This is a genomic window from Halopseudomonas sp. 4NH20-0008, from assembly GCF_057548395.1.
Window position 1 is genome coordinate 193,289 of sequence record NZ_BAAJMD010000001.1, and the last position, 21,863, is coordinate 215,151.

The following is a 21,863-nucleotide window of genomic DNA, read 5'->3' on the forward strand; positions in this document are numbered from 1 at the left end:
ATTAGATGGTTGTCATTATTAGATGGCTTTCAGCGTGCCTTTGGGCAGCACCGCAACGATGGCACCTTTCTGGAACTTGAGTTCCTGGCTGTCGCTGACTTCCAGCACCACGAACTCTTCGGTGACTTTCTTTACCTTGCCAAGAATGCCGCCACCGGTAACGACTTCATCGCCTGTCGCCAGGCCGCTGATCAGATTCTTGTGTTCCTTGGCACGCTTGGCCTGGGGGCGCCAGATCATCAGATAGAAAATGACCAGAAAACCAATCAGGAAAATCCACTCGAAACCGCCACCAACAGGGGCTGCACCCTCAGCAGATTGGGCCATGGCAGCAGGGATGAAAAAGCTCATGTGATACTCCTAGTTTAAACACGCAAGAAAAGGTTAATGGGGCTTCCTGGTCGCTTTTCAAGCCTCCAGCGGAGGCACCGGCAGGCCGAGGCGGGCGTAGAAGTCATCCACAAAGGCGCTCAATGTACCTGTTTGAATGGCACCGCGCAAACCACCCATAAGGGACTGATAGTGCCGCAAGTTGTGGATGGTATTGAGCATGCTGCCGAGCATCTCGCCACATTTGTCCAGGTGATGCAGATAGGCACGGGAAAAGTGCTGACAGGTATAACAGTCACAGCTCGGATCCAGGGGCGAATCATCATGTCGGTGCACGGCATTGCGAATCTTGATCACGCCGCTGCTGGTGAACAGGTGACCATTACGCGCATTGCGCGATGGCATCACGCAATCGAACATGTCGACGCCACGACGGACACCCTCGACCAGATCCTGTGGCTTGCCCACGCCCATCAGATAACGCGGCTTGTCCGCCGGCATATGCCCGGGCAGATAATCAAGCACCTTGATCATCTCTTCCTTGGGCTCACCCACTGACAGACCACCAATCGCCAGGCCGTCAAAGTCCATCTCGTTCAGACCCTCCAGCGAGCGCAGACGCAGGTTCTCGTGCATACCACCCTGGATGATGCCGAACAGCGCCGAAGGATTGCCTTCATGCGCCTGCTTGGAGCGCTTGGCCCAACGCAATGACAACTCCATGGAGCGACGCGCGGTATCCTCATCGGCTGGATAGGGCGTGCATTCATCAAAGATCATCACGATATCCGAGCCCAGATCACGCTGAACCTGCATCGACTCCTCCGGCCCCATGAACACCTTGGCACCGTCAACCGGGGAGGAAAAGTACACGCCCTCCTCCTTGATCTTGCGCATCGCACCCAGACTGAACACCTGAAAACCACCTGAGTCGGTCAGGATCGGCCCTTGCCACTGCATGAAATCATGCAGGTCGCCGTGCTTGCGGATCACCTCGGTACCCGGCCGCAGCCAGAGATGAAAGGTATTGCCCAGAATGATCTGCGCGCCAATGGCCTCAATATCCCGTGGCAACATGCCCTTGACGGTGCCGTAGGTGCCCACCGGCATGAAAGCCGGGGTCTCGACCACGCCGCGGGGAAAGGTCAGGCGGCCACGACGGGCCCTGCCATCGGTTGCCAGGAGTTCAAAACGCATATGGCTCATGCCAGATCCTCGGGACCGGCTGCAGCCGGATTGCGGGTAATGAACATGGCATCACCGTAGCTGAAAAAGCGGTATTGATTATCCACCGCAGCGCGATAGGCGGCCATGGTCTGTTGATAACCGGCAAAGGCCGAGACCAGCATCAACAGGGTCGACTCGGGCAAATGGAAATTGGTGACCAGCGCATCCACCACATGAAAAGGCCTGCCGGGATAGATAAAGATATCGGTGTCGCCACTGAAGGCCTGGATGTCACCGTCACGGGCAGCGGTTTCCAACGAGCGCACACTGGTCGTCCCCACGGCAATAACCCGGCCACCGCGTGCCTTGCAGGCCTTGACCGCATCAACCACCTGCTGGCTGACCTCCAGCCATTCGCTGTGCATATGGTGATCTTCGATACGCTCAACCCGCACCGGCTGGAAAGTCCCCGCCCCCACATGCAGGGTAACCTGGGCACTTTCAACACCCTTGGCGGCAATCGCCTCGAGCAGCGGCAGGTCAAAATGCAGGCCGGCCGTCGGCGCCGCCACGGCACCCGCCTTCTCGGCATAGACCGTCTGATAACGCTCGCGGTCGGCGGCCTCATCGGCACGGTCAATATAAGGCGGCAAAGGCATATGTCCGACCCGCTCCAGCAGCGGCAACACCGGCTCATCAAAGGCCAGCTCGAACAATGCCTCATGCCGCGCCTGCATATTAGCCACTGCGCCACCCTCAAGCACAATTCGGCTACCTGGCTTGGGAGACTTGCTGGCACGCACATGGGCATGCACACGATGACTGTCGAGCACCCGCTCAACCAGTATTTCCACCTGCCCGCCCGTTTCTTTCTGGCCGAACAAGCGGGCTGGAATAACCCGGGTATTATTGAAAATCATCAGATCGCCGGGCTGCACGTAGTCGAGCAGGTCAGCAAAGTGCCGATGCGTCAGCTCGCCGCTGGGACCATCCAGGCACAGCAGGCGACTGGCACGCCGCTCAGCCAGCGGATGACGGGCGATCAATTGATCGGGCAACTCAAAGTGGAAATCACTGACACGCATCTTGACGGAGGACTCACTGGGAAAAAGGAGGCCATGTTAGCGGAAAAAGCGCTTTTCAGTCACCAAGAGGATTGACCACCAGCATGCTGGATTCGTATACTCCGCGCCTGCTTGCGCTGGACGCATGCCTCGATGGCGGAATTGGTAGACGCGGCGGATTCAAAATCCGTTTCTGGTGACAGAGTGGGAGTTCGATTCTCCCTCGAGGCACCAAGCACATCAGCTTGGTACAGGTTTTTCTCAGATAAGTCCAAATGCCGAGCTATATGCTCGGCACTCACGACCCAATCACATAATTCTTTCAAGCTCCAATCGCTGCTCTTCGCTCAATGAAGATATGTCAAGGACAGTCACAGAAGGGGTGGATGACGTGCTAGCTCTGATCTCGGACAATTGTGCATTTGAGGACTCCGGAAGCTTGTACATGGCACCTGTAGCAGGATCGACGATAAGCAAACCAATCAGCCCACCAAATATAATGTTAGCTACGTACCAACCGTCAACAGACGGAGCCAGAGTATTTATCTGGTCTGAGTAGCCTTCCTTTTTGAAAACAATAGTGTAATTCGCACCACTGAAGTAACCATCTCCTGCCTTTAAGGTAACCGTTCCGGGCGTAACGCCACTGTGAATAACGGAGCCCTGCTCATTACGGATTTCAAAGTTAGCGCCAGATGGGCTTGAGGACATAGCTACCGGATACTGGGAATCACTGATGATACTGGCACAACCTGAAACTAAGGCGCCCACTAAAGGCAGAACCAGAAAATTGCTGAATTTCATCTATATAATCCTTGTTGGATAATGGCAATCGGCCTTCATTGGCCGCCAACGGATAATATACTTTTATTCTAAAAAGTCTCAGCATTATTAGTTTTACCAATAAGTCTACTGAACCCACCCATGATCAACAGTAATCTTCCAGACCTGAACCCAAGAAAAATTACACCTTCATTTGCCAACTTCGAAAACATCAACGCAGGAGTGGTTTGCGCAAGCTTAATAATCGCCCAGTTAATGCTTCGTATCCAGTCTCGCCAGGCCGCCTTAACCTGATACCACTAGAAAGTGCGGGCGATGTTGCACACCACAAGACCGGCGCGATACACACTGGTCAACAAAAATATTGAACACAAAGCACCGCTTTCCGCTTTATGATTGAATGTCAAATCATCGTTAAGGAAAACATTTATGCGCGCCTCACATTGCCTGGCACTTCTGATTTTCAGCTTGATCCTGAGCGGATGCGCCGCTCCCGCCCGAGTTGATCAAATGGCTGTTCGAGCCGATCTGCCTGCCAACCACCAGCAGAGCTCTCTCCACAGCAACCTTGCCATGGGCTCGATCATGGGCGGCAAGAATACCAATCCGATGTGGGTCTCACAGGTCAGTAACGAGGACTTTCGCGCATCACTGCAAAAATCACTGAGCAACGCCGGTCTATTGGCCAACAATGCCGACTCCAGCCAGTATGTACTAAGCGCAAACTTGGACAATTTGCGCCAACCTTTAGCGGGTGCCTCGATGACTGTTTCAGCCAAAGTTCATTACACACTGGCTGACAGGCAAACAGGAGAGAAACTTTTCGAGAAGACCATAGACTTGCCATATACCGCGGCCTTCAACACAGCATTTCTAGGAACTGAGCGATTGCGTATAGCCAACGAGGGGGCTGTCAGAACCAATATCGCAGAACTGATTCGCCAGCTACATGCCCTTGAATTCACTGATCTCACCTTGTAAGCGTGATTCAGAAAACGCAAAGACCCCCTATTCAGAGTGAGCAGGGGGTCTTCGTAACGCAAAGAAAATTTACTGCTCGTCCAGATACCGCTCCGCATCCAAAGCCGCCATGCAGCCGGCACCGGCTGAGGTGATGGCCTGGCGGTAGATGTGGTCGGCCACATCACCAGCTGCAAAGACACCGGGTATGTTGGTCGCGGTCGCGTTACCCTCGGTGCCGCTGTGGACCTTCAGGTAACCGTCCTTCATGTCCAACTGGCCGACAAACAGATCGGTATTGGGCTTGTGCCCGATCGCGATAAACACACCTGCCAAGGGGATATCCTCGGTACCACCAGCATTGTGGGCAATACGCATGCCGGTTACCCCGGTCGCATCACCCAGCACTTCGTTCAGTGTGGCGTTGAGTTTTAGCTCGATCTTGCCCTCGGCAACCCGCGCCATGAGTTTGTCGATCAGGATTTTCTCGGCACGGAAGGTATCGCGGCGATGCACCAGGGTAACCTTGCGGGCGATATTGGCCAGGTACAGCGCTTCTTCGACGGCAGTATTGCCACCGCCGATCACGGCCACATCCTGATTGCGGTAGAAAAAACCGTCACAGGTGGCACAGGCTGATACACCCTTGCCCATGAACGCTTCTTCCGAAGGCAGACCCAGGTATTGGGCCGAAGCGCCGGTAGCGATAATCAGGGCATCACACTGGTACTCACCCTGATCACCCCAAAGGCTGAAGGGACGCTTGCTCAGATCAACCCTGTTGATATGGTCGAAGATGATCTCGGTCTCGAAGCGCTCGGCATGTTGACGCATGCGCTCCATCAGCGCCGGGCCCTGCAGGCCTTCGACGTCACCCGGCCAGTTGTCGACCTCGGTCGTGGTGGTCAACTGACCGCCCATCTGCATGCCCGTGATCAGCACTGGCTTGAGGTTGGCACGGGCGGCATAGACCGCGGCACTGTAACCGGCCGGGCCCGAACCAAGAATGATCAGACGGGTGCTACGTACATCAGACATGCTGCCTCCAGAACACCGCTGTGCGGTGGGATCAATTAAAACGGAGCGCCCGGCGGGCCAAGGGGGATGCCCTGACATAGAACGCTCACAAACTAAATCGTGGTCCTGACCGATGGGACCGGTGTCAGCCCTGACTAACAGGCTGAATGCTTCGTCTTGGTGTAACTGAGAGCTGCATGGTAATACAGCCAGATCCAAACAGACGATCCAAAGCCTTTATTGGTGGCATAGTTTACCCCTATAGTGACGGACTGTGCGCTATCCCAAGCAAGGAAAACAGTATGGCTTCACCCTATCCCGTCATGCGTGGCACAGACTATCTGCGCGAAGGTTGGCAGCGCGTCACCCAGCCTGGGCTACGCCGCTTTGTGCTGGTACCGTTATTGCTCAATCTGATTCTTTTTGCCGCCCTGATCGGTTGGGGCATCAGGCAGTTCAATCTGTGGATGGCGCGCCTGCTGCCACAATTGCCTGACTGGCTGGGTTTTATCGAATGGATTCTCTGGCCGCTGTTTGCTCTGGTGATTCTGTTGGTGCTGTTTTTCAGCTTCACCATGCTGGCCAATATCATCGCCTCGCCGTTTTACGGCATCCTGGCGGAAAAAATCGCTGAACAGGAACGCGGCGAAGTCAGCCCCGCCACCAGCTACCGGGATATTCTACTCGTGGTCCCTCAGAGCATCGGCCGTGAGATCCGCAAGATTCTCTACTACCTGCCACGCTTGATTGTCTTGTTGCTCCTGACGCTGATTCCAGTGGTCAACCTGGTCAGCTCGCCTCTGCTGCTGCTGTTCGGGGTCTGGATGATGGCCGTGCAGTATATCGACCTGCAGGCCGACAACGACAAGGTCAGCTTCATCGATTTGCTGCGCTGGATGCGCGGACGCCGGGCTCTGTCCCTGGGCTTTGGCCTGCCGGTCTATGTGGGCAGCATTATTCCTTTGGTGAACTTGCTGGTGATGCCTGCTGCCGTGGCTGGATCAACCCTGCTATGGGTTCGAGAGGGCGGCCCGCGCCCGTCATAAATCTGTCTTGTCTTTGTCATAACGGCATCATCCAGCTGCTGGATGATGCTGATATGAATACTCCTTTGCCCCTGTCGCAGCGCTTTGCTGTGGTCACTGAAACCTATTCGCCACAGATCAACGGCGTTGCCAATACCCTGGGCCGACTCGGCAGCGGCCTGCTGCAACGCAACCATCAATTACAGTTGATTCGACCGGCGCTGGCCGGTGAATCTTCGGCCAAACACAGCCAGGATGGACTGTCAGAGCACTTGTTGCGCGGCCTGCCGATTCCCGGTTATCCGGAGCTGCAATGGGGGCTGCCTGCGGCTTCAGCGTTAAAGCGTCTGTGGCAGGCAGAACGCCCCCATGCAGTGTACCTGGCCACCGAAGGACCGCTTGGCTGGTCCGCCCTGCGCGTCGCAAATCGACTGAAGATACCGGTGATCAGTGGCTTCCATACCCACTTTCAGCAGTATACCCAGCATTATGGCCTGAGCCTGCTGCATGCACCGGTCATGGCCTACTTGCGCTGGTTCCACAACAACACGCGCATGACCCTGACCGCCAGTCCCAGTCAGCAGCGCGAGCTTCTGCGTGCCGGCATACAGAATCTGGCCCTGCTGGGTCGTGGCGTTGATTGTGATCGCTTTCACCCGGGACTGCGCGATCCAGCCCTGCGAACACAATGGGGAGTCAAGGAAGGCGATCTGGTCCTGCTGCATGTCGGCCGACTGGCGGCGGAGAAAAATCTCAAACTACTGGTCAACGCCTGGAAACAGCTGCAGCTCAGCAAACAGGGCTCAGAGCGCTGCAAACTGGTGATTGTGGGAGATGGCCCGCTGCGCGGCGACTTGCAACAGCAGCTACCCGAGGCGATTTTTACCGGCGCGCTGACGGGCACACCGCTTGGGCAGGCCTATGCCAGCGCCGATGTATTCGTTTTCCCCAGCATGACCGAGACCTTCGGCAACGTGGTGACAGAGGCCATGGCCTCTGGCCTGGCGGTATGCGCCTTTGACGCCGCCGCCGCACACCAGCATATTCGCGACAGATTCAGTGGCTGTCTGGCGCCTATGGGCAACGACTCGCTGTTTATCGACAACCTGTGTTGGCTGGCCCGCGATCCGGAAGGCCGTCGCAGTATTCGGCTGCATGCGCGCCATCGCGCCTGCCAGCTAGGCTGGGAGCCGGTGGTGCAACGCTTTGAAGGGTATTTGATGAAGGCGGCCGGCAGCCCGTTATCCGGGCTGCCGACCTGATAGACACGGCCAACGTCGCGTTGGCCGTGTCTGAGGTTATCAGGCGAGGGTTTTCAGCGCGTCACGGCTGAACGGCAGGATGTCGGTAAAGCGACCTTCGCGCACCTTGTCAGCCCACTGTGGATCAACAATCAGTGCACGACCCACGGCAACCAGATCGAACTCGTTGCGCCCCAGTCGTTCGAGCAGGCCGTCAATGTTGGCGGTTTGAGCCACCTTGTCGGTCTTGACCATGAACTCCAGGAACTCGCCATCCAGGCCGACGCTGCCTACTGTGATACAGGGCTTGCCAGTGATCTTGCGGGTCCAGCCGGCCAGGTTCAGATCGGACCCCTCGAACTCGGGCTCCCAGAAGCGCCGCTGCGAGCAGTGGAAGATATCCACGCCAGCCTCAGACAGCGGCTTGAGGAAGGCCTCCAGCAGCGCCTCAGTAGGCGCCAGGCGCGCGGTGTAATCCTGCTGTTTCCACTGTGAAAAACGGAAGATAACCGGGTAGTCCGGGCCCACTGCAGCACGCACGGCGCGGATGATCTCCACGGCAAAGCGGCCACGATTTTCCATGCTGCCACCGTACTCGTCGGTGCGCTGGTTGGTGCCTTCCCAGAAGAACTGGTCGATCAGGTAGCCATGCGCACCATGCAATTCGATGGCATCGAAACCAATGGACTGGGCATCCTTGGCCGCCTGGGCAAAGGCCTGGACCACATCCTGGATGTCCTGCTTGGTCATGCCATGCACCACTTCACGACCATCCTTGAGCTTTTCCATCGGACCATAGCCAGGCACATCAGCATCCGGCGGCGTGCCCAGACGGCGGACATTACCGACGTGCCAGAGCTGGGGAGCAATCTTGCCGCCCACCGCATGCACAGCGTCAACCACCTTTTTCCAGCCAGCCAATGCCTCTTCGCCATGGAAGGCCGGCACGTCGGGGTAGCCGTTGGCGGCGCAATGACCAACCGTGGTGCCCTCGGTGATGATCAGGCCAACACCGGATTCGGCACGGCGACGGTAGTACTCGGCAACCTGCTCGGTCGGTACGCCGTTTGGCGAAAAGTTACGGGTCATGGGCGCCATGACGATGCGATTGTTCAGTTGCATGGGGCCAAGTTGAAACGAGGCAAACAGCGGGCTGGTATCAGCGGACATCAGTATTCTCCAGTGGATTACGGTGACTAATAAGCGGTGACGGTCCAAGGTTGACCGGTCATCTAATTTTCAAGAATGCCTTCAAGGGCGCAATAGACGCTCCAGCTGGGCAATAAAGACCCGCAGCGGCGCGATCTGACGATCCACCTTCATGCGCAGCAAGGCGCCTTCCCAAGCCGCACCAATAAAGGCGCCGAGTGCCTGCGGGTCCTGATCGGCGGCCAACTCACCTGCCGCCCTGGCCTGCTCCAGACACGCCGCCAGCACTTCGCTGGAACGATTGAGGATGGCGCTGGCGGCATAACCTATGGGCTGACTTTCATCGGCCATCTCATGACACAGACTGCCGATAAAGCACTGATGGGTTGGCTCGGCCTGATTGGCAAAATACCCGACCAGATCACGGTAAAAGCGCAGTACACGCTCACGCGGCGACACATCACCGGCCTGCAGGGCATTGGCAAAACGCTCCAGCCGGGGCAGGTAATAGTAGTGCAACGCCTGAATGGCAAAGTCTTCCTTGCTCTCGAAGTAATGATAGAAGGAACCCTTGGGTACACCGGCGCTTTGGGTGATTTCCTGCACCCCGGTCCCGTTATAGCCCTTGAGCAGCATCACTTCAGTGCCGGCGGCGAGAATACGTGCGCGTTTGTCTTGGATAGCGTTCATGCCAAGCACTATACGACTGGTCATCTTTAATTTATAGACGTATTAAATGACATTGATAGCGGTGATGGTGAGGGATAATTTTGAGCTGGAAGCTGGAAGCTGGAAGCTGGAAGCAAAAGTCTGCGGCAAAGCCTATCTCAGGCAAGAAAAAACCGGGGAAGGCCCCGGTTTTTTCTTGCAGCTTCAAGCTTGCGGCTTGAAGCTCCGCGAAGCGGCTCAGTGCTCGACGCCGCCTTCACCATGGATATGACCATGGGCCAGTTCGTCTTCGCTGGCGTCACGCACGTTGGTGACCTTGACTTCGAAGGTCAGGCGCTGACCGGCCAGCGGGTGATTGCCATCGACGGTTACTTCATCGCCTTCCAGCGCGGCGATGGTAACAATCTGCATGCCGCCGTCCGGGCCAGAGGCATGGAACTGCATGCCCACTTCCAGCTCATCAACGCCTTCAAACATGTTGCGACCGAGCACCGCAACCAGCTCAGCGCTGAATTCGCCATAGGCGTTTTCCGGCTCGATGGAAACCTTCAGCTCATCGCCGACCTGCTTGCCATCCAGGGCCTGCTCCAGACCGGGGATGATATTGCCTGCACCGTGCAGGTAGACCAGCGGACCACCACCAGCGGAAGAGTCGATAACTTCGCCCGCATCATTGGTCAGAGTGTATTCAATGGATACGGCTTTGTTGGCAGCAATCTGCATAGTTTAATACCTGTCGTTTTGCTTAAAATGGGCCAGTCTACGCGGATTGCTGCGCTAACGCACGGGTTGACCGATGTGTGGTTGGCCCTGAAGATGGTCCGCATTGCTCGGCGCCGGTGGCCGAGCCTGTTCAGTTTCAAGGAAAAGCATGACAGACAGATTGGTACTGGTGATCAATTGCGGCAGCTCTTCACTCAAGTTCGCGCTGCGCCGCGAAGGCTCATCACAGGCGGTCATCAGCGGGCTAGCCGAACGTCTGGGCAGCGCGGAAGCCAGCCTGGCGTGGCAGACAGACACACGCAAGGATCAGCACGCACTGCCCGGCGGCAGCCATGCAGACGCCCTCTCGGCGCTGTTGCCACTGATTTCGGCACAGGCCAGCACACCTCTCGCGGCGGTCGGTCATCGTGTCGTGCACGGTGGCGAACACTTTACTCGGGCACAGCGTATTGATACCCATGTGATCGAGGCGATCAGCGCCAATGCGCCGCTGGCACCGTTACACAATCCGGCCAATCTGGTTGGCATAGAGGCCGCCATGCAGGTCTTTGCTGCTACCCCGCATATGGCCATCTTTGATACCGCCTTTCATCAGAGCATGCCAGCGCATGCCTACCGCTATGCCCTGCCTGATGACCTGTATACCGAGCACGGCATAAGACGTTATGGCTTTCACGGCACCAGCCACCAGTATGTAACCCGCCAGGCCAGTCTGTTGACCGGCCGCCGCGTCGATCAGGGTGCCTGGCTCAGCGCCCACCTGGGTAATGGCTGCTCGACCTGCGCCGTACTGGATGGCCGCAGCCTGGATACCAGCATGGGACTGACACCGCTGGAAGGGCTGGTCATGGGCACCCGCAGCGGCGATGTTGACCCCAACCTGCACGCGCACCTGCAACGCACACTGGGCTGGGATCTGCCGCGTATCGAGCAGTTGCTTAACCGCGAGAGTGGCCTGCTGGGATTGTCGGGCTTGTCCAACGACATGCGTCAACTCGAGCAAGCCCGCGCCCAGGGCCATGTCGGCGCACAACTGGCAATTGACGTATTCTGCTATCGTCTGGCACGTTCGATGCTCGGCCTGGCAGCGGCACTTCAACGCCTGGACGGGGTCATTTTTACTGGCGGCATTGGTGAAAACTCGGCGCTGATTCGCGCCCAGACCCTGACGCATATGGCCGTACTGGGATTCCGCCTGGATAGTCAGGCCAACAGTAATCTGAAACGCGGCGAAGCCACCCCGATTCAACAGCATGGCTCACCGGCCATATTGGTCATTCCAACGGATGAAGAACGACAAATTGCAGACGAAAGTCTGGCCCTCCTCGACCACTGACACATATTCACAAGCAGGACGCTTGCTATGCATACATTCTTTATTGCCCCCACTGGCTTTGGTGTTGGCCTGACATCGATCAGCCTTGGCCTGATCCGCGCCCTGCAACGTACCGGCCTGCGCGTACACTTTCTCAAGCCGATTGCCCAGCCGCATCCCGGCGACACGGGCCCGGAGCGCTCAACCGAACTGATCAGTCGCACCCTGGGCCTTCAGCCACCTGTACCGCTGGCCCTCCCAGAGGTTGAACACCGCTTGGCCAATGGACAACTGGATGAGGTGCTGGAAGATATCGTCAGCAAGTTCCAACTTGCTGCTGTGGATGCAGACGTGGTGATTGTCGAAGGCATGGTGCCCACTCGCCAGGCCAGTTATGCCGCACGTATCAACCACCATCTAGCACGCACGCTGGATGCTGACGTCATTCTTGTCACCGCCCCGGATAGCGATGACATGGCCAGTCTTGCCGACCGCATTGAAATCCAGGCCCAGGGCTTTGGCGGCCCACAGCACCCCAAGGTTTTGGGCGTGATCGTCAACAAGGTACGCGGACTCGATACCCGCGACGATCCACCGGCAGACAGGGATGCACTCAAGCGCACCCTGAAAGAATTCGCCCTGGCCCTCAAGGCCGAATCCAAGGTGCTGGATACTGAAGACTTCCGCCTGATCGGCTGCATCCCCTGGCAGGATGAACTGAACGCCCCGCGCACCTCGGATGTCGCCAGTCTGATGCAAACCGCGATCCTGCATCCCGGCGACATGCACAACCGCCGGGTCATGGACATTGCCCTGTGCGCACGCACCGTACCGAATATCGTTGAACGCCTGAAGCCCGGCACCCTGGTGGTCTCGCCTGGCGACCGGGATGACGTGATCATCGCCGCCAGCCTGGCCTCACTGGCCGGCACACCACTGGCCGGACTGATGCTGACCAGCGGGTTTGCCCCCGATCCACGGGTCATGAAACTCTGCCAACCGGCATTGGACGGCGGTCTGCCAGTACTCAGCGTGGAGACCAATACCTTTGACACCGCGACCCAGCTTGATCGCATGAATCGTGAAATTCCGGTCGACGATCAGGAGCGTACCGAACGGGTTACCGACTATGCCGCCTCGCACATCGATCATGCCTGGCTTGAGCGGCGCTGTGGCACACCCAAGGAAGCACGCATGTCGCCGCCGGCCTTCCGCTACCAGTTGATGCGCCGTGCCCAGAAGGCTGGCAAGCGCATTGTTCTACCCGAGGGCGACGAGCCACGCACCGTTCAGGCTGCCGCCATCTGCCAACGCCGAGGCATTGCCCAGTGCATCCTGCTGGCCAAACCGGAGTCCGTCGAAGCCGTAGCCCGGGCCCAGCACATCACCCTGCCCGAAGGCCTGCAAATCATTGACCCGGATTCGGTACGTGAGCGCTATGTCGAGGCCATGGTCGAGCTGCGCAAGGGCCGGGGACTGAATGCGCCCATGGCTTTGCAGCAGCTGGAAGACAATGTGGTATTGGGCACCATGATGCTGGCGTTGGATGAGGTTGACGGTCTGGTCTCCGGCGCTATCCATACCACCGCCAACACCATCCGCCCAGCGTTCCAGTTGATCAAGACCGCACCCGGCTACAACCTGGTGTCGTCGATCTTTTTCATGCTGCTGCCGGAGCAGGTGCTGGTGTACGGCGACTGTGCCGTCAATCCGGACCCGAATGCCGAAGACCTGGCCGAGATCGCCATCCAGAGTGCACGCTCCGCGGAATCCTTCGGGATTCCGGCACGGGTCGCGATGATCAGTTATTCGACCGGCGAATCAGGTACCGGACTGGATGTGGAAAAAGTACGCGAGGCCACCCGCATCGCCCGCGAGCGTGAACCGACGCTGCTGATCGACGGTCCGCTGCAATACGATGCCGCTGCCATTGCCAGCGTAGGCCGGCAAAAAGCCCCGGACAGCCTGGTGGCCGGCAAGGCCACTGTGTTTGTGTTTCCGGATCTGAATACTGGCAACACAACCTATAAGGCCGTTCAACGCAGTGCCAACGTGATCAGCGTCGGACCGATGCTGCAGGGCCTGCGTAAACCCGTTAATGACCTGTCCCGTGGCGCATTGGTAGATGACATTGTCTACACCATCGCCCTGACAGCCATTCAAGCGGACAAGACCGACTGAATCCAGACCGGCATTAGCCGGCACATCCGTGAGAGCACACCCTGATGCTGAGTTTTCTGCCTCCTGCCGTGCGTGGCGCATTGTCTATGCTGCTGCTGATCTGTAACACGCTGATCTGCTGCAGCGTGTTGTTTGCCGTGGCGCTGTTCAAGCTGCTGCCCATCCCAGCCCTGAAGCTCTACTGCACCCGGGTGATGATCCGTATCGCCGAATTCTGGATGCACTGCAACAGTGGCTGGATGCGCCTGGCCGGCAATATCCGCTGGGACATTCAGGGGCTGGAGCGGCTGGATTACGACGGCTGGTATCTGGTCACCAGTAACCACCAGAGCTGGGTCGACATCCTGGTGCTGCAACACAACCTGAATCGGCGCATGCCGATGCTCAAGTTCTTCCTGAAACAGGAACTGATCTGGGTGCCGGTTATTGGGCTGTGCTGGTGGGCGCTGGATTTCCCGTTCATGAAGCGTTACAGCAAAGCCTATCTGGCCCGCCACCCGGAAAAGGCCGGTCAGGATGTCGCCACCACGCGCAAGGCCTGCGAAAAGTTCAAGACCACGCCCGTCGCCGTGTTCAACTTTCTCGAAGGCACGCGCTTGACCGACAGCAAACACGCAGAACAGCAATCCCCCTTTCAGCACCTGCTGCGACCCAAGTCAGGCGGCATCGCCTTTGTGCTCGACGCCATGGGCCAGCAACTGCGTTCGCTGGTGGATATCACCATCCATTACCCTGAGGGTAGCCCGAGCTTCTGGGACCTGCTCAGCGGCAAGCTCAACCAGGTCATCGTGCGCTGCCAAATCCGCGAGATTCCGGCTGAATTCCTTGGCCAGGATTACCAGAACGATGCTGAATTCCGTGAGCGTTTCCAAAGCTGGGTCAATCGCCTATGGCAAGAAAAGGATGCGCTGATGAGCACCCTGCACCGCGACTACCCTCAGCCGCCCAGACCGCCAGTCTGACAGCTGAACTGAACGCGGTTCGGCCCTTTTTTCCTGCCCCCTGAACGACACAACCACCCGAAGGTGGTTGTGTCTTGTCATGGAATCGCCCCGATGTCAGGGCGAATCGCTGGCGGGACTCAGAGCGGGCGCAGGTTGATTTCCACGCGACGGTTCTGTGAGCGGCCTTCAGCTGTATTGTTGCTGGCGATCGGCTGGTTCGGGCCAACACCACGGCTGCTGATACGGGCACCGGATACGCCCTGACCGGTCAGGTAGCTGGCTACACTGGCCGCACGCTCCTGGGACAGACGCATGTTCAGGTCCATACCACCGGTGCTGTCGGTGTGACCGACGATATCGACACCGTTCTTGTCGAACTCCTTGAACACCCGTACCAGTGAATTCAGCGTCGGGTAGAAGCTACTGGATACATCCGAGGAGTTGCTGGCAAAGGTAATATTACCCGGCATCACCAACTGCAGATTGTCACCATTGCGGATAACCTGTACACCGGTACCGGTCAGCTCCTGACGCAGGCGCGCTTCCTGCTGATCAACGTAATAACCGTAACCACCACCCGCAGCGCCACCAACAGCGGCACCAATCAGGGCGCCTTTGGCGCGATCATCACGGCTGGACGTAGCGGCACCAATAACGGCACCGGCTGCAGCGCCACCCAGGCCATAAATCCCGGCCTTGCCAGCTTCACGCTCACCGGTATAAGGGTTGGTCGTACAGCCTGCCAGCAAAGCAGTACAGAAGCCGGCAACAAGCAATGCTTGGGTTTTCATGAAATAGTCCTTTTATTTGCTAATACACAGGTGCACCACACTAACACGCATTGCACCACAGGTTCCGACTATAAGACCACAAAACAAGGATTAGTTTCCCTGACAGACATCAGCCTCGGATAAAGGGGTTCTCGCGGATTTCATCACCCAACAGGGTATCGGGGCCATGCCCGGTTACTACCACCGCCTCCTCGTCCAGACTGTACAGACGCTGACGAATCGACTTCTCGATCTGCGCATAATCACCCCCCCATAAATCCGTGCGCCCGATACCCCGACGGAACAGCGTGTCCCCGGCAATCAGCAGTTTGTCCTGGGGAAACCAGAAGCTCATGGAGCCCGGCGTATGCCCGGGTGTATGCAGCGCCACGCCACAACCACAGGCCAGCGCCTCGTCATCACTCAGCCACTGATCCGGTGCCGGAACCGGGACATAGGGCACACCAAAGAGCCGGCATTGCATCTCCAGGTTATCCCACAGGAACTGATCGTCCTTGTGAAGGTGCAGCGTCGCCCCGGTGGCTTTTTTCATTTCACCGGACGCCAGAAAGTGATCCAGGTGCGCATGGGTATGAATGATGCTCACCACCTGCAGACCCAGTTCCTCAAGCCGCTTGAGGATAAACTGGTGGTCTCCGCCGGGATCAATCACCAGGGCCTTTTTCGTCATCGGATCGCCGATGATGGTGCAATTGCACTGCAAGGGCCCGACCGGGAAGGTTTCGCGGATCAGGGCTGTATCTGGCTGCATAGCATGCTCTCCAATTCAAAAATGCCTGGCATTATGCCGACTTGTCTCCCACCAGCTTATCCACCACCAGACTACCAACAATATCGCCCTCGACATTCACCGCGGTGCGCACGGTATCCAGCAAGCGGTCGATCGGCAACAGGATGGCGATCGCTTCGGCGGGCAGGCCGACGGCCTGGAGGACCATGACCATGGTGACCATGCCGGAGCTGGGGATGCCGGGTGCGCCGGTGGAGGCGATCATGGCGGTGAAGAACACCACCATCTGCTGGGCAAAGCTCAGTTCGATACCAACCAGATTGGCCACGAACAGGGCGGCGGCGGCTTCATAAAGGGCAGTGCCGTCCATGTTCATGGTTGCGCCGAGGGGCAGAACGAAACCGGCCACACTGCGTCTGACTTTGAGGTTGTGCTCGGCGCAGCGCAGGGAAATCGGCAGGGTGGCGGCACTGGAGCTGGTGGCAAAGGCGGTAATCAGCGCTTCGCGCGCGCCGCGCCAGAACCACAAAGGCGACTTGCCGGTGACCGCATAGAGAATCCCCGGCAACACCACCACGCCATGCAACAGGGTGGTGGCAAATACCAGTACCACAAAACCGGCCATAGTCACCAGCAGGCTGGCATCCTGCCCGGCCACCAGACCGATCAGCAGCGCCAGAATACCCAAGGGGGCCAGGCGCATGATCCAGCCGACCAGCTGCAGCAGCAGCTCAAGGAACTCCTGAAACACCTGCAGAATCGAGCGGTAGCGCTCGCCACCGGCGACCAGTGCCACACCCATGAACAGGGCAAACACCACCACGGCCAGAATGCTGCCATTGGCCAGGGCGGCAAAGGGGTTCTGGAACAGGTTGGCAAAAAAGTGCAAAAAGAATTCCGGCACACTCAGTTGTCGCGCCTCGAAGTCGGCCATGGCATCGGCAAACAGGGTGATCGACAATCCCGCACCGGGTTTGAAGATATTCGCTGCTACCAGCGCCAGCAGCATGGCCAGCGACAGGGTCAGAACAAAATAGGCCAGGGTTACTTTCCAGACCCGACCCACCTGATGGTGCGCCTGCAGATTCGCTACCCCGACCACAATCGAGGTGAACACCAGCGGGATCAGGATCATCCGCAGCATGCCGACAAACACACTGCCCACCAGTTGGCTCGCATACAGCACGCCCTCACGCAGGCTGTCGTCAGCCGGCAGTCCACCGACCAGCCAACCCACCAGCACGCCAAGGCAGGCGGCGATCAGAATCTGTATGTTCAGGCTGGGCATGGAGCTGGGCATGGATAGAATCTCCGCTGGTTTTATGCTGCTGTTTGCGTCCTGTCAGGGGTCAAGAATACATCAATGTGGCGGATACTCGGCATGACTGGCGGCCGGCACGGTCAAATGCCTGAGAAAGCGCGCCGTCAGCAGCGCCGTGGCAAACATGATCAAAGCACCAATGATGGCATTGGTATGCAGCGCAGCGCTGAAGGCTTGCTGTACGGCCACCAGCAACACCGCTGCCGCCTCAACCGGCAGTTGTTCAATCACTCCCAGCGCACCGCCTATGGTATCAATGGCCACGGCCGCCTGATCCGGCGCCAGTGTTGGCGCTATATTCTCAGCCATATGCCGTCGATACACCGCTGTGCCAATGCTGCCAATCACTGCGATACCCAGCGCCATCCCCAGCTCGGCTGCGGTCTCCGAGGTGGCGGAAGCGGCACCCGCCTTTTCTGCGGGCGCCGAACTGACCACCAGATCAGTCCCCAGAATCATCATCGGCATGATCCCCACCCCCATGACAACGGTGCCCACTATCAGCAGCCACAGGGTATCCATGCCGTTGACCAGCATCAGACAGACAAAGCCCAGCACGCCGAGCAACAAACCACTGCTGACCAGGTGCGACGGTTTGACGTGCCGTGCCAGACGCGGCACCAGCAACGAGACCATGACCTGGATGACCGCCGAGGGCACCATCAGCACGCCCGCCCGGAATGCCGAGAGCCCGAGCACGCCCTGCAAGTACTGGAACACCATGAGCCAGGAGCCGGACAGCGCCAGAATGGTCAGCAGCATGGCGCCGACCGAGGTACTGAAACCGCGATTGGCGAACAACCCCAGATCGAACATCGGCTGGGCCAGCCTGCGCTGGCGGCGAACAAACAACCAGCCGATTACCAGTCCGAGCGCAACCGCAACGCCAACTATCAGGCTGATGCCGTCGCGCGCCAGCTCCTTGATGCCATAGACCAAAGACAGGAAGGTACCAATGCAGAGCACGGCGCTGGTGATATCCAGCCGTCCAGCCTGAGTATCCCGGGACTCGGGCAGTAGCAGCGGGCCGGCAATCAGCAGCACCAGCATGACTGGCACGCCGAGCAGAAACACCGAGCCCCACCAGAAGAACTCCAGCAAGGCACCACCCACCAACGGACCGATGGCACTGCCGACCAGAAAGCCGGTCATCCACAGGGTAATGGCCAAGGTTCGCTCGGCAGGCACTTCAAACAGGCCACGGATCAGCGACAAGGTCGAGGGCATCAGCGTGGCACCGGAGATGCCCAGCAGCGCGCGGGTCAGGATCAGCATGTTGGCCGAGGTGGAAAACGCCGCCAGAACCGAGGCAAAACCGAAAGCGGCGGCACCGATCAGCAGCAGTTTACGGCGACCGATACGGTCACCCAGGGTACCCATGGTGATCAGAAAGCCGGCAATCATGAAGCCGTAGATATCCAGTATCCATAGCAGCTGCGAGCTGGTGGGTTGCAGGTCGGCACTCAGGTGCGGAGCCGCCAGATGCAATACGGTCATATCCAACGCCAGCAACAGCGTTGGCAGAATCAGCACCGCCAGACCCAACCACTGCTTGCGGCCGGCTGGCCGAGGCGTCAATGATTCAAAACGCGCATGATCTAACGACATGGAGACACTCGACATACTCAGGGAAGACAGGGCGCTGATTTATACCCCCGGCATGGGTTCAGCGCAATCATGGCCTGCGGCTACTGAAGCAGACCCAGCACCTTGGCCTGCGCCACCGCCTGGGTACGGCGCTCGACACCCAGCTTGTGGTTGATGCGGCGGGCGTGGCTTTTGACCGTATGCAGCGAAATGAACAATGCCTCACTGATCTGCTGATTGGAATAACCCTGGGCGATGCACTTGAGCACATCCAGTTCACGGACGCTCAGGGCACCCTGAAGCGTTACGGCGACCTGACGACCGTCTGGACGCGGCACCCTTGGCAACATGCCCAGCAAGGTATCACGCAGTGAGGATGCCGGCGCACGCGAGAGAATATCCGGCAGGCCTGGTGGGGTTTGCTGCATTAATGGCAGAAAGGGTCCGAGGATGCTGTCCTCAGCTGCCAATGCCAACGCAGCCAGCACCACCTTATCCGCCTCAACGCCCTGCTCACTGCGGTACAACAGACGTGCCAGCAGCGTCATGACCAGCAACACCTGTAAATGCTCACCGCTGTGCTGCAACTGGCGTAGCTGGCCTCGCAGGATGCTTTCAGCCGCTACCTGCTCGCCACGTTGCCAGAGCAGCCGCGCATAGACCCGCTCAATCAAGGCAGGCAACGCATGGAAGAACGGCGGCGGTGCCGCCTGCCGATCCATACAGTAGGTCTGGCGCAGGCGCGGCAGCCACTGCTCGGCCAGATCCATGCGCCCCGAGGTAATCCAGATATCACTTTTCAGTGCGGTCCCCCAGCCCAGGTAATAGACCGGCGGGATATCCCACAAATGCATCAGGCGCTCGGCCTCGGTCAAGGTGTCAAAGGCGTCGACCGTCCCGCCAGACTGTTGTGCCTGGAATGCCGCCAGCAGGCAATAACCGGGCAATACGTGCACGTCGCGGCAGTCCCGCGCCTCGTCAATACCTTGTTGCAACTGCTGAACCGCCTCGGGCAGGTTGCCCAGCAAACCCTGTAGATAGCCCCCGTAGAGCGTGAGTCTGGCGCGCACCGCCAGGCCACGGGGGTAACTCAACCTCTGTAACACCTGACATTGCTGGGTCGTGACCTTGAGTGCACGCTGAATATGCCCGCGCACCTGCAACAGCCGTGCGCGCATCAACATGGCCTGCGCTTCAAACAGCGGCTCACCAAGTCGCTGGGCCATCTCCAGCGCCGTGCGACCCCAGTGCCTGGCGTTGTCCAACCGATGCTCACAAAGATCAATATCAGCCAACAGCAACATGGCCATCAGACGACTGCCGGCATCCTCATCATCCAGTGTGGCCAAACCTTGATGACATAACAGCGCGGCCTGTTCAAGGTGGCCCGCTGAACGTTCGATAAAGCCGCGCAGCACCAGTGCCTGCCCGATCAACCGCCGCTGCCCGTCAGCGCTGGGCTGCGGTAGAAAATACGTCAACCGCGCCAACATGCTGCGGGCTTCTTCCAACTGACAGGCCAGCGCCAGGGTCCAGCCATGCAACATGACCAGATGCGCGGAACTACCCTGCAACGCGACGGGCAGTTGAGCCATCCAGCGCAGCAAGGTGTCCACATGCTGTTCAGCCAGCAGTCGCTCCAGCGGCAGGTTTTGTACCAGACTGGCGGCCCGCTCCGGGTGCTCCGCTGCCAGGGCCTGCTCCACCGCCTCAGCAATCCTGCCCTGCTGGCTGAACCAGTCACTGGCCCGCAGCTGCATGGCTCGCCGCTGCTCCACGTTCTGTGGTTGGCGAGCGCGCAGGGCATCGGAAAACAGGTGGTGAAAGCGAAACCACTGTCCGTCCGCATCCAGCGGCACCAGGAAGACCTGATGCTGCAACAGGTACTGTATGATCTCGGCGCTTTGATCAGAACAGCGGACCTGGTCACATAGCGCGGCAGTGAAGCGATCAAGCACGCCTATATCGTCAAGAAAGGCCTGCACCTCTGGTGGCTGCCGCAGGATGACTTCTTCAAGCAGGTATTCACCGATCAGCGGCTGAGGGCCGACCACTGAGCCGGCTGTTGCTGTCGCTTGCGATGTCATGGCCAGCAGTCGCAGGCCAGCTATCCAGCCCTCGTTGCGCAGCAGACGTTGCCGCAGCCAAAGCGGATCAGCGCGACTCAGGCCGCTGTTCTGCAGAAAAAAACGTGACTCGTCATGGGTCAAGCGCAGTTGCGCCTCACCCAGCTCTAACAGCCGATTATTCAAACGCAGACGCGCAAGGTGCCAATCGGGCTTGCAACGACCGGTGATCAACAGCTGGAAGCCGTTGGGCAATTGATCCAGCAGCAAGGCACAGAGCCGGTCTGCCTGCGGACCACGGATCAAATGATAGTCATCCAGCACCAGCAGCGGCTGCGAGGCAGCGTCATAGCAGCGCCCCAGATCAGCCATCAGCGACACCACCAATTGATCGAGTGCCAACGCCTGATGCCGTTGTTTTTGTTGCAGGAGTGATAATGCATGCCGCCCTAAACCGGGATACAGGGACTGCAGGCCAAGGATCAGATTTCGCAGGAAGGTCGCACCCTCGGCGTCCTGACTGTCCAGTGCCAACCAGACAGAGGGATGGCGGGCGTCACGCTGCTCCGCGTATTCAATCGCCAGTGTGCTTTTGCCGAAACCGGCGGGTGCACAGATCAGAATCAAGCGACAGTGTTCGGCCTGGTTTAACTGGCCGATAAGCTCGGGACGCGGCACATGCTCCGCCGGTAGCGGCGGCCGAAAAATCTTGCCGGGGAAGGATGCGATGGACATGGGCATGCCGATAAGTGTATCGGCATGCCCATCCAGCTGTCTTGCAGAATTGTAAATAACCCGTT

Annotated in this window: 19 protein-coding genes and 1 tRNA gene; 7 read left to right on the top strand and 13 right to left on the bottom strand. The window is 58.5% G+C overall.

All coding sequences use genetic code 11. The features are described from left to right. Nucleotides 1-18: 18 nt before the first annotated feature. Genes yajC through queA form a run of 3 tightly spaced genes read right to left on the bottom strand, consistent with a single transcriptional unit; the run spans nucleotide 19 to nucleotide 2,582 of the window. Nucleotides 19-351, bottom strand: a complete 333-nt coding sequence (gene yajC, locus AC27HQ_RS00835) for a preprotein translocase subunit YajC (RefSeq protein ID WP_487153920.1) — start codon at nucleotides 349-351, stop codon at nucleotides 19-21. 57 nt (nucleotides 352-408) lie between these two features. Further along, nucleotides 409-1,527 carry a tRNA guanosine(34) transglycosylase Tgt gene (gene tgt, locus AC27HQ_RS00840; protein WP_487154187.1) on the bottom strand — a complete coding sequence of 373 codons (1,119 nt, stop codon included), beginning with the start codon at nucleotides 1,525-1,527 and terminating at the stop codon, nucleotides 409-411. A gap of 5 nt (nucleotides 1,528-1,532) precedes the next feature. After that, complete coding sequence (gene queA, locus AC27HQ_RS00845) at nucleotides 1,533-2,582, bottom strand: tRNA preQ1(34) S-adenosylmethionine ribosyltransferase-isomerase QueA (protein WP_487153921.1); 1,050 nt, start codon at nucleotides 2,580-2,582, stop codon at nucleotides 1,533-1,535. A 126-nt stretch (nucleotides 2,583-2,708) separates the two neighbouring features. Here queA and AC27HQ_RS00850 point away from each other — a divergent pair. Further along, nucleotides 2,709-2,795 (top strand) — tRNA-Leu (locus AC27HQ_RS00850). Between the two features lie 75 nt (nucleotides 2,796-2,870). On the opposite strand, the gene AC27HQ_RS00855 is transcribed toward AC27HQ_RS00850, so the two are convergent. Then, nucleotides 2,871-3,365: a hypothetical protein gene (locus tag AC27HQ_RS00855; RefSeq protein WP_487153922.1), complete on the bottom strand. Its 495-nt coding sequence runs from the start codon at nucleotides 3,363-3,365 to the stop codon at nucleotides 2,871-2,873. A 408-nt stretch (nucleotides 3,366-3,773) separates the two neighbouring features. Here AC27HQ_RS00855 and AC27HQ_RS00860 point away from each other — a divergent pair, with 408 nt between their 5' ends. Continuing rightward, nucleotides 3,774-4,325, top strand: coding sequence for a hypothetical protein (locus AC27HQ_RS00860; protein ID WP_487153923.1), 552 nt, complete (start codon nucleotides 3,774-3,776; stop codon nucleotides 4,323-4,325). A 69-nt stretch (nucleotides 4,326-4,394) separates the two neighbouring features. On the opposite strand, the gene trxB is transcribed toward AC27HQ_RS00860, so the two are convergent. After that, entirely contained in the window at nucleotides 4,395-5,342 is a 948-nt protein-coding gene (gene trxB, locus AC27HQ_RS00865) for a thioredoxin-disulfide reductase (RefSeq protein WP_487153924.1), read from the bottom strand. 281 nt (nucleotides 5,343-5,623) lie between these two features. Here trxB and cysZ point away from each other — a divergent pair, with 281 nt between their 5' ends. Continuing rightward, nucleotides 5,624-6,367, top strand: coding sequence for a sulfate transporter CysZ (gene cysZ / locus AC27HQ_RS00870; RefSeq protein ID WP_487153925.1), 744 nt, complete (start codon nucleotides 5,624-5,626; stop codon nucleotides 6,365-6,367). Nucleotides 6,368-6,420: 53 nt separating this feature from the next. After that, entirely contained in the window at nucleotides 6,421-7,608 is a 1,188-nt protein-coding gene (locus AC27HQ_RS00875) for a glycosyltransferase family 4 protein (protein WP_487153926.1), read from the top strand. Between the two features lie 39 nt (nucleotides 7,609-7,647). Here the strand turns inward: AC27HQ_RS00875 and AC27HQ_RS00880 are convergent, their stop codons facing one another. From AC27HQ_RS00880 to AC27HQ_RS00890, 3 genes are all read right to left on the bottom strand, one after another. After that, nucleotides 7,648-8,757: an NADH:flavin oxidoreductase gene (locus AC27HQ_RS00880; protein WP_487153927.1), complete on the bottom strand. Its 1,110-nt coding sequence runs from the start codon at nucleotides 8,755-8,757 to the stop codon at nucleotides 7,648-7,650. A gap of 81 nt (nucleotides 8,758-8,838) precedes the next feature. Beyond that, nucleotides 8,839-9,426, bottom strand: a complete 588-nt coding sequence (locus AC27HQ_RS00885; protein WP_487153928.1) for a TetR/AcrR family transcriptional regulator — start codon at nucleotides 9,424-9,426, stop codon at nucleotides 8,839-8,841. A gap of 216 nt (nucleotides 9,427-9,642) precedes the next feature. Further along, nucleotides 9,643-10,128 (bottom strand): FKBP-type peptidyl-prolyl cis-trans isomerase, encoded by a 486-nt coding sequence (locus tag AC27HQ_RS00890; RefSeq protein ID WP_487153929.1) that lies wholly within the window; start codon nucleotides 10,126-10,128, stop codon nucleotides 9,643-9,645. A 148-nt stretch (nucleotides 10,129-10,276) separates the two neighbouring features. Here AC27HQ_RS00890 and AC27HQ_RS00895 point away from each other — a divergent pair, with 148 nt between their 5' ends. From AC27HQ_RS00895 to AC27HQ_RS00905, 3 genes are read left to right on the top strand one after another with little or no spacing between them, the layout of a single operon-like run. After that, nucleotides 10,277-11,464: an acetate kinase gene (locus AC27HQ_RS00895; protein WP_487153930.1), complete on the top strand. Its 1,188-nt coding sequence runs from the start codon at nucleotides 10,277-10,279 to the stop codon at nucleotides 11,462-11,464. A 27-nt stretch (nucleotides 11,465-11,491) separates the two neighbouring features. Then, complete coding sequence (gene pta / locus AC27HQ_RS00900; protein ID WP_487153931.1) at nucleotides 11,492-13,624, top strand: phosphate acetyltransferase; 2,133 nt, start codon at nucleotides 11,492-11,494, stop codon at nucleotides 13,622-13,624. A gap of 44 nt (nucleotides 13,625-13,668) precedes the next feature. Beyond that, a complete protein-coding gene (locus tag AC27HQ_RS00905) occupies nucleotides 13,669-14,586 on the top strand; it encodes an acyltransferase (RefSeq protein WP_487153932.1) in 918 nt (305 codons plus the stop codon). A 119-nt stretch (nucleotides 14,587-14,705) separates the two neighbouring features. Here the strand turns inward: AC27HQ_RS00905 and AC27HQ_RS00910 are convergent, their stop codons facing one another. The 5 genes from AC27HQ_RS00910 to AC27HQ_RS00930 all read right to left on the bottom strand — a co-directional run bounded on the left by AC27HQ_RS00910 (nucleotide 14,706) and on the right by AC27HQ_RS00930 (nucleotide 21,798). After that, nucleotides 14,706-15,359 (bottom strand): YiaD family glycine zipper/OmpA-like lipoprotein, encoded by a 654-nt coding sequence (locus AC27HQ_RS00910; protein WP_487153933.1) that lies wholly within the window; start codon nucleotides 15,357-15,359, stop codon nucleotides 14,706-14,708. 109 nt (nucleotides 15,360-15,468) lie between these two features. Further along, entirely contained in the window at nucleotides 15,469-16,110 is a 642-nt protein-coding gene (locus AC27HQ_RS00915; RefSeq protein WP_487153934.1) for an MBL fold metallo-hydrolase, read from the bottom strand. A 31-nt stretch (nucleotides 16,111-16,141) separates the two neighbouring features. Then, entirely contained in the window at nucleotides 16,142-17,377 is a 1,236-nt protein-coding gene (locus AC27HQ_RS00920; protein ID WP_487154189.1) for a dicarboxylate/amino acid:cation symporter, read from the bottom strand. A 72-nt stretch (nucleotides 17,378-17,449) separates the two neighbouring features. Beyond that, nucleotides 17,450-19,018, bottom strand: coding sequence for an MFS transporter (locus AC27HQ_RS00925; RefSeq protein ID WP_487153935.1), 1,569 nt, complete (start codon nucleotides 19,016-19,018; stop codon nucleotides 17,450-17,452). Nucleotides 19,019-19,098: 80 nt separating this feature from the next. Beyond that, nucleotides 19,099-21,798: a winged helix-turn-helix domain-containing protein gene (locus AC27HQ_RS00930; RefSeq protein ID WP_487153936.1), complete on the bottom strand. Its 2,700-nt coding sequence runs from the start codon at nucleotides 21,796-21,798 to the stop codon at nucleotides 19,099-19,101. Nucleotides 21,799-21,863 lie beyond the last annotated feature (65 nt).

What these genes read in the sequence shown, in the direction of transcription:
- yajC (WP_487153920.1), bottom strand. Translation starts at nt 351, where the DNA reads ATGAGCTTTTTCATCCCTGCTGCCATGGCCCAATCTGCTGAGGGTGCA.
- tgt (WP_487154187.1), bottom strand. Translation starts at nt 1,527, where the DNA reads ATGCGTTTTGAACTCCTGGCAACCGATGGCAGGGCCCGTCGTGGCCGC.
- queA (WP_487153921.1), bottom strand. Translation starts at nt 2,582, where the DNA reads ATGCGTGTCAGTGATTTCCACTTTGAGTTGCCCGATCAATTGATCGCC.
- AC27HQ_RS00855 (WP_487153922.1), bottom strand. Translation starts at nt 3,365, where the DNA reads ATGAAATTCAGCAATTTTCTGGTTCTGCCTTTAGTGGGCGCCTTAGTT.
- AC27HQ_RS00860 (WP_487153923.1), top strand. Translation starts at nt 3,774, where the DNA reads ATGCGCGCCTCACATTGCCTGGCACTTCTGATTTTCAGCTTGATCCTG.
- trxB (WP_487153924.1), bottom strand. Translation starts at nt 5,342, where the DNA reads ATGTCTGATGTACGTAGCACCCGTCTGATCATTCTTGGTTCGGGCCCG.
- cysZ (WP_487153925.1), top strand. Translation starts at nt 5,624, where the DNA reads ATGGCTTCACCCTATCCCGTCATGCGTGGCACAGACTATCTGCGCGAA.
- AC27HQ_RS00875 (WP_487153926.1), top strand. Translation starts at nt 6,421, where the DNA reads ATGAATACTCCTTTGCCCCTGTCGCAGCGCTTTGCTGTGGTCACTGAA.
- AC27HQ_RS00880 (WP_487153927.1), bottom strand. Translation starts at nt 8,757, where the DNA reads ATGTCCGCTGATACCAGCCCGCTGTTTGCCTCGTTTCAACTTGGCCCC.
- AC27HQ_RS00885 (WP_487153928.1), bottom strand. Translation starts at nt 9,426, where the DNA reads ATGAACGCTATCCAAGACAAACGCGCACGTATTCTCGCCGCCGGCACT.
- AC27HQ_RS00890 (WP_487153929.1), bottom strand. Translation starts at nt 10,128, where the DNA reads ATGCAGATTGCTGCCAACAAAGCCGTATCCATTGAATACACTCTGACC.
- AC27HQ_RS00895 (WP_487153930.1), top strand. Translation starts at nt 10,277, where the DNA reads ATGACAGACAGATTGGTACTGGTGATCAATTGCGGCAGCTCTTCACTC.
- pta (WP_487153931.1), top strand. Translation starts at nt 11,492, where the DNA reads ATGCATACATTCTTTATTGCCCCCACTGGCTTTGGTGTTGGCCTGACA.
- AC27HQ_RS00905 (WP_487153932.1), top strand. Translation starts at nt 13,669, where the DNA reads ATGCTGAGTTTTCTGCCTCCTGCCGTGCGTGGCGCATTGTCTATGCTG.
- AC27HQ_RS00910 (WP_487153933.1), bottom strand. Translation starts at nt 15,359, where the DNA reads ATGAAAACCCAAGCATTGCTTGTTGCCGGCTTCTGTACTGCTTTGCTG.
- AC27HQ_RS00915 (WP_487153934.1), bottom strand. Translation starts at nt 16,110, where the DNA reads ATGCAGCCAGATACAGCCCTGATCCGCGAAACCTTCCCGGTCGGGCCC.
- AC27HQ_RS00920 (WP_487154189.1), bottom strand. Translation starts at nt 17,377, where the DNA reads ATGCCCAGCCTGAACATACAGATTCTGATCGCCGCCTGCCTTGGCGTG.
- AC27HQ_RS00925 (WP_487153935.1), bottom strand. Translation starts at nt 19,018, where the DNA reads ATGTCGTTAGATCATGCGCGTTTTGAATCATTGACGCCTCGGCCAGCC.
- AC27HQ_RS00930 (WP_487153936.1), bottom strand. Translation starts at nt 21,798, where the DNA reads ATGTCCATCGCATCCTTCCCCGGCAAGATTTTTCGGCCGCCGCTACCG.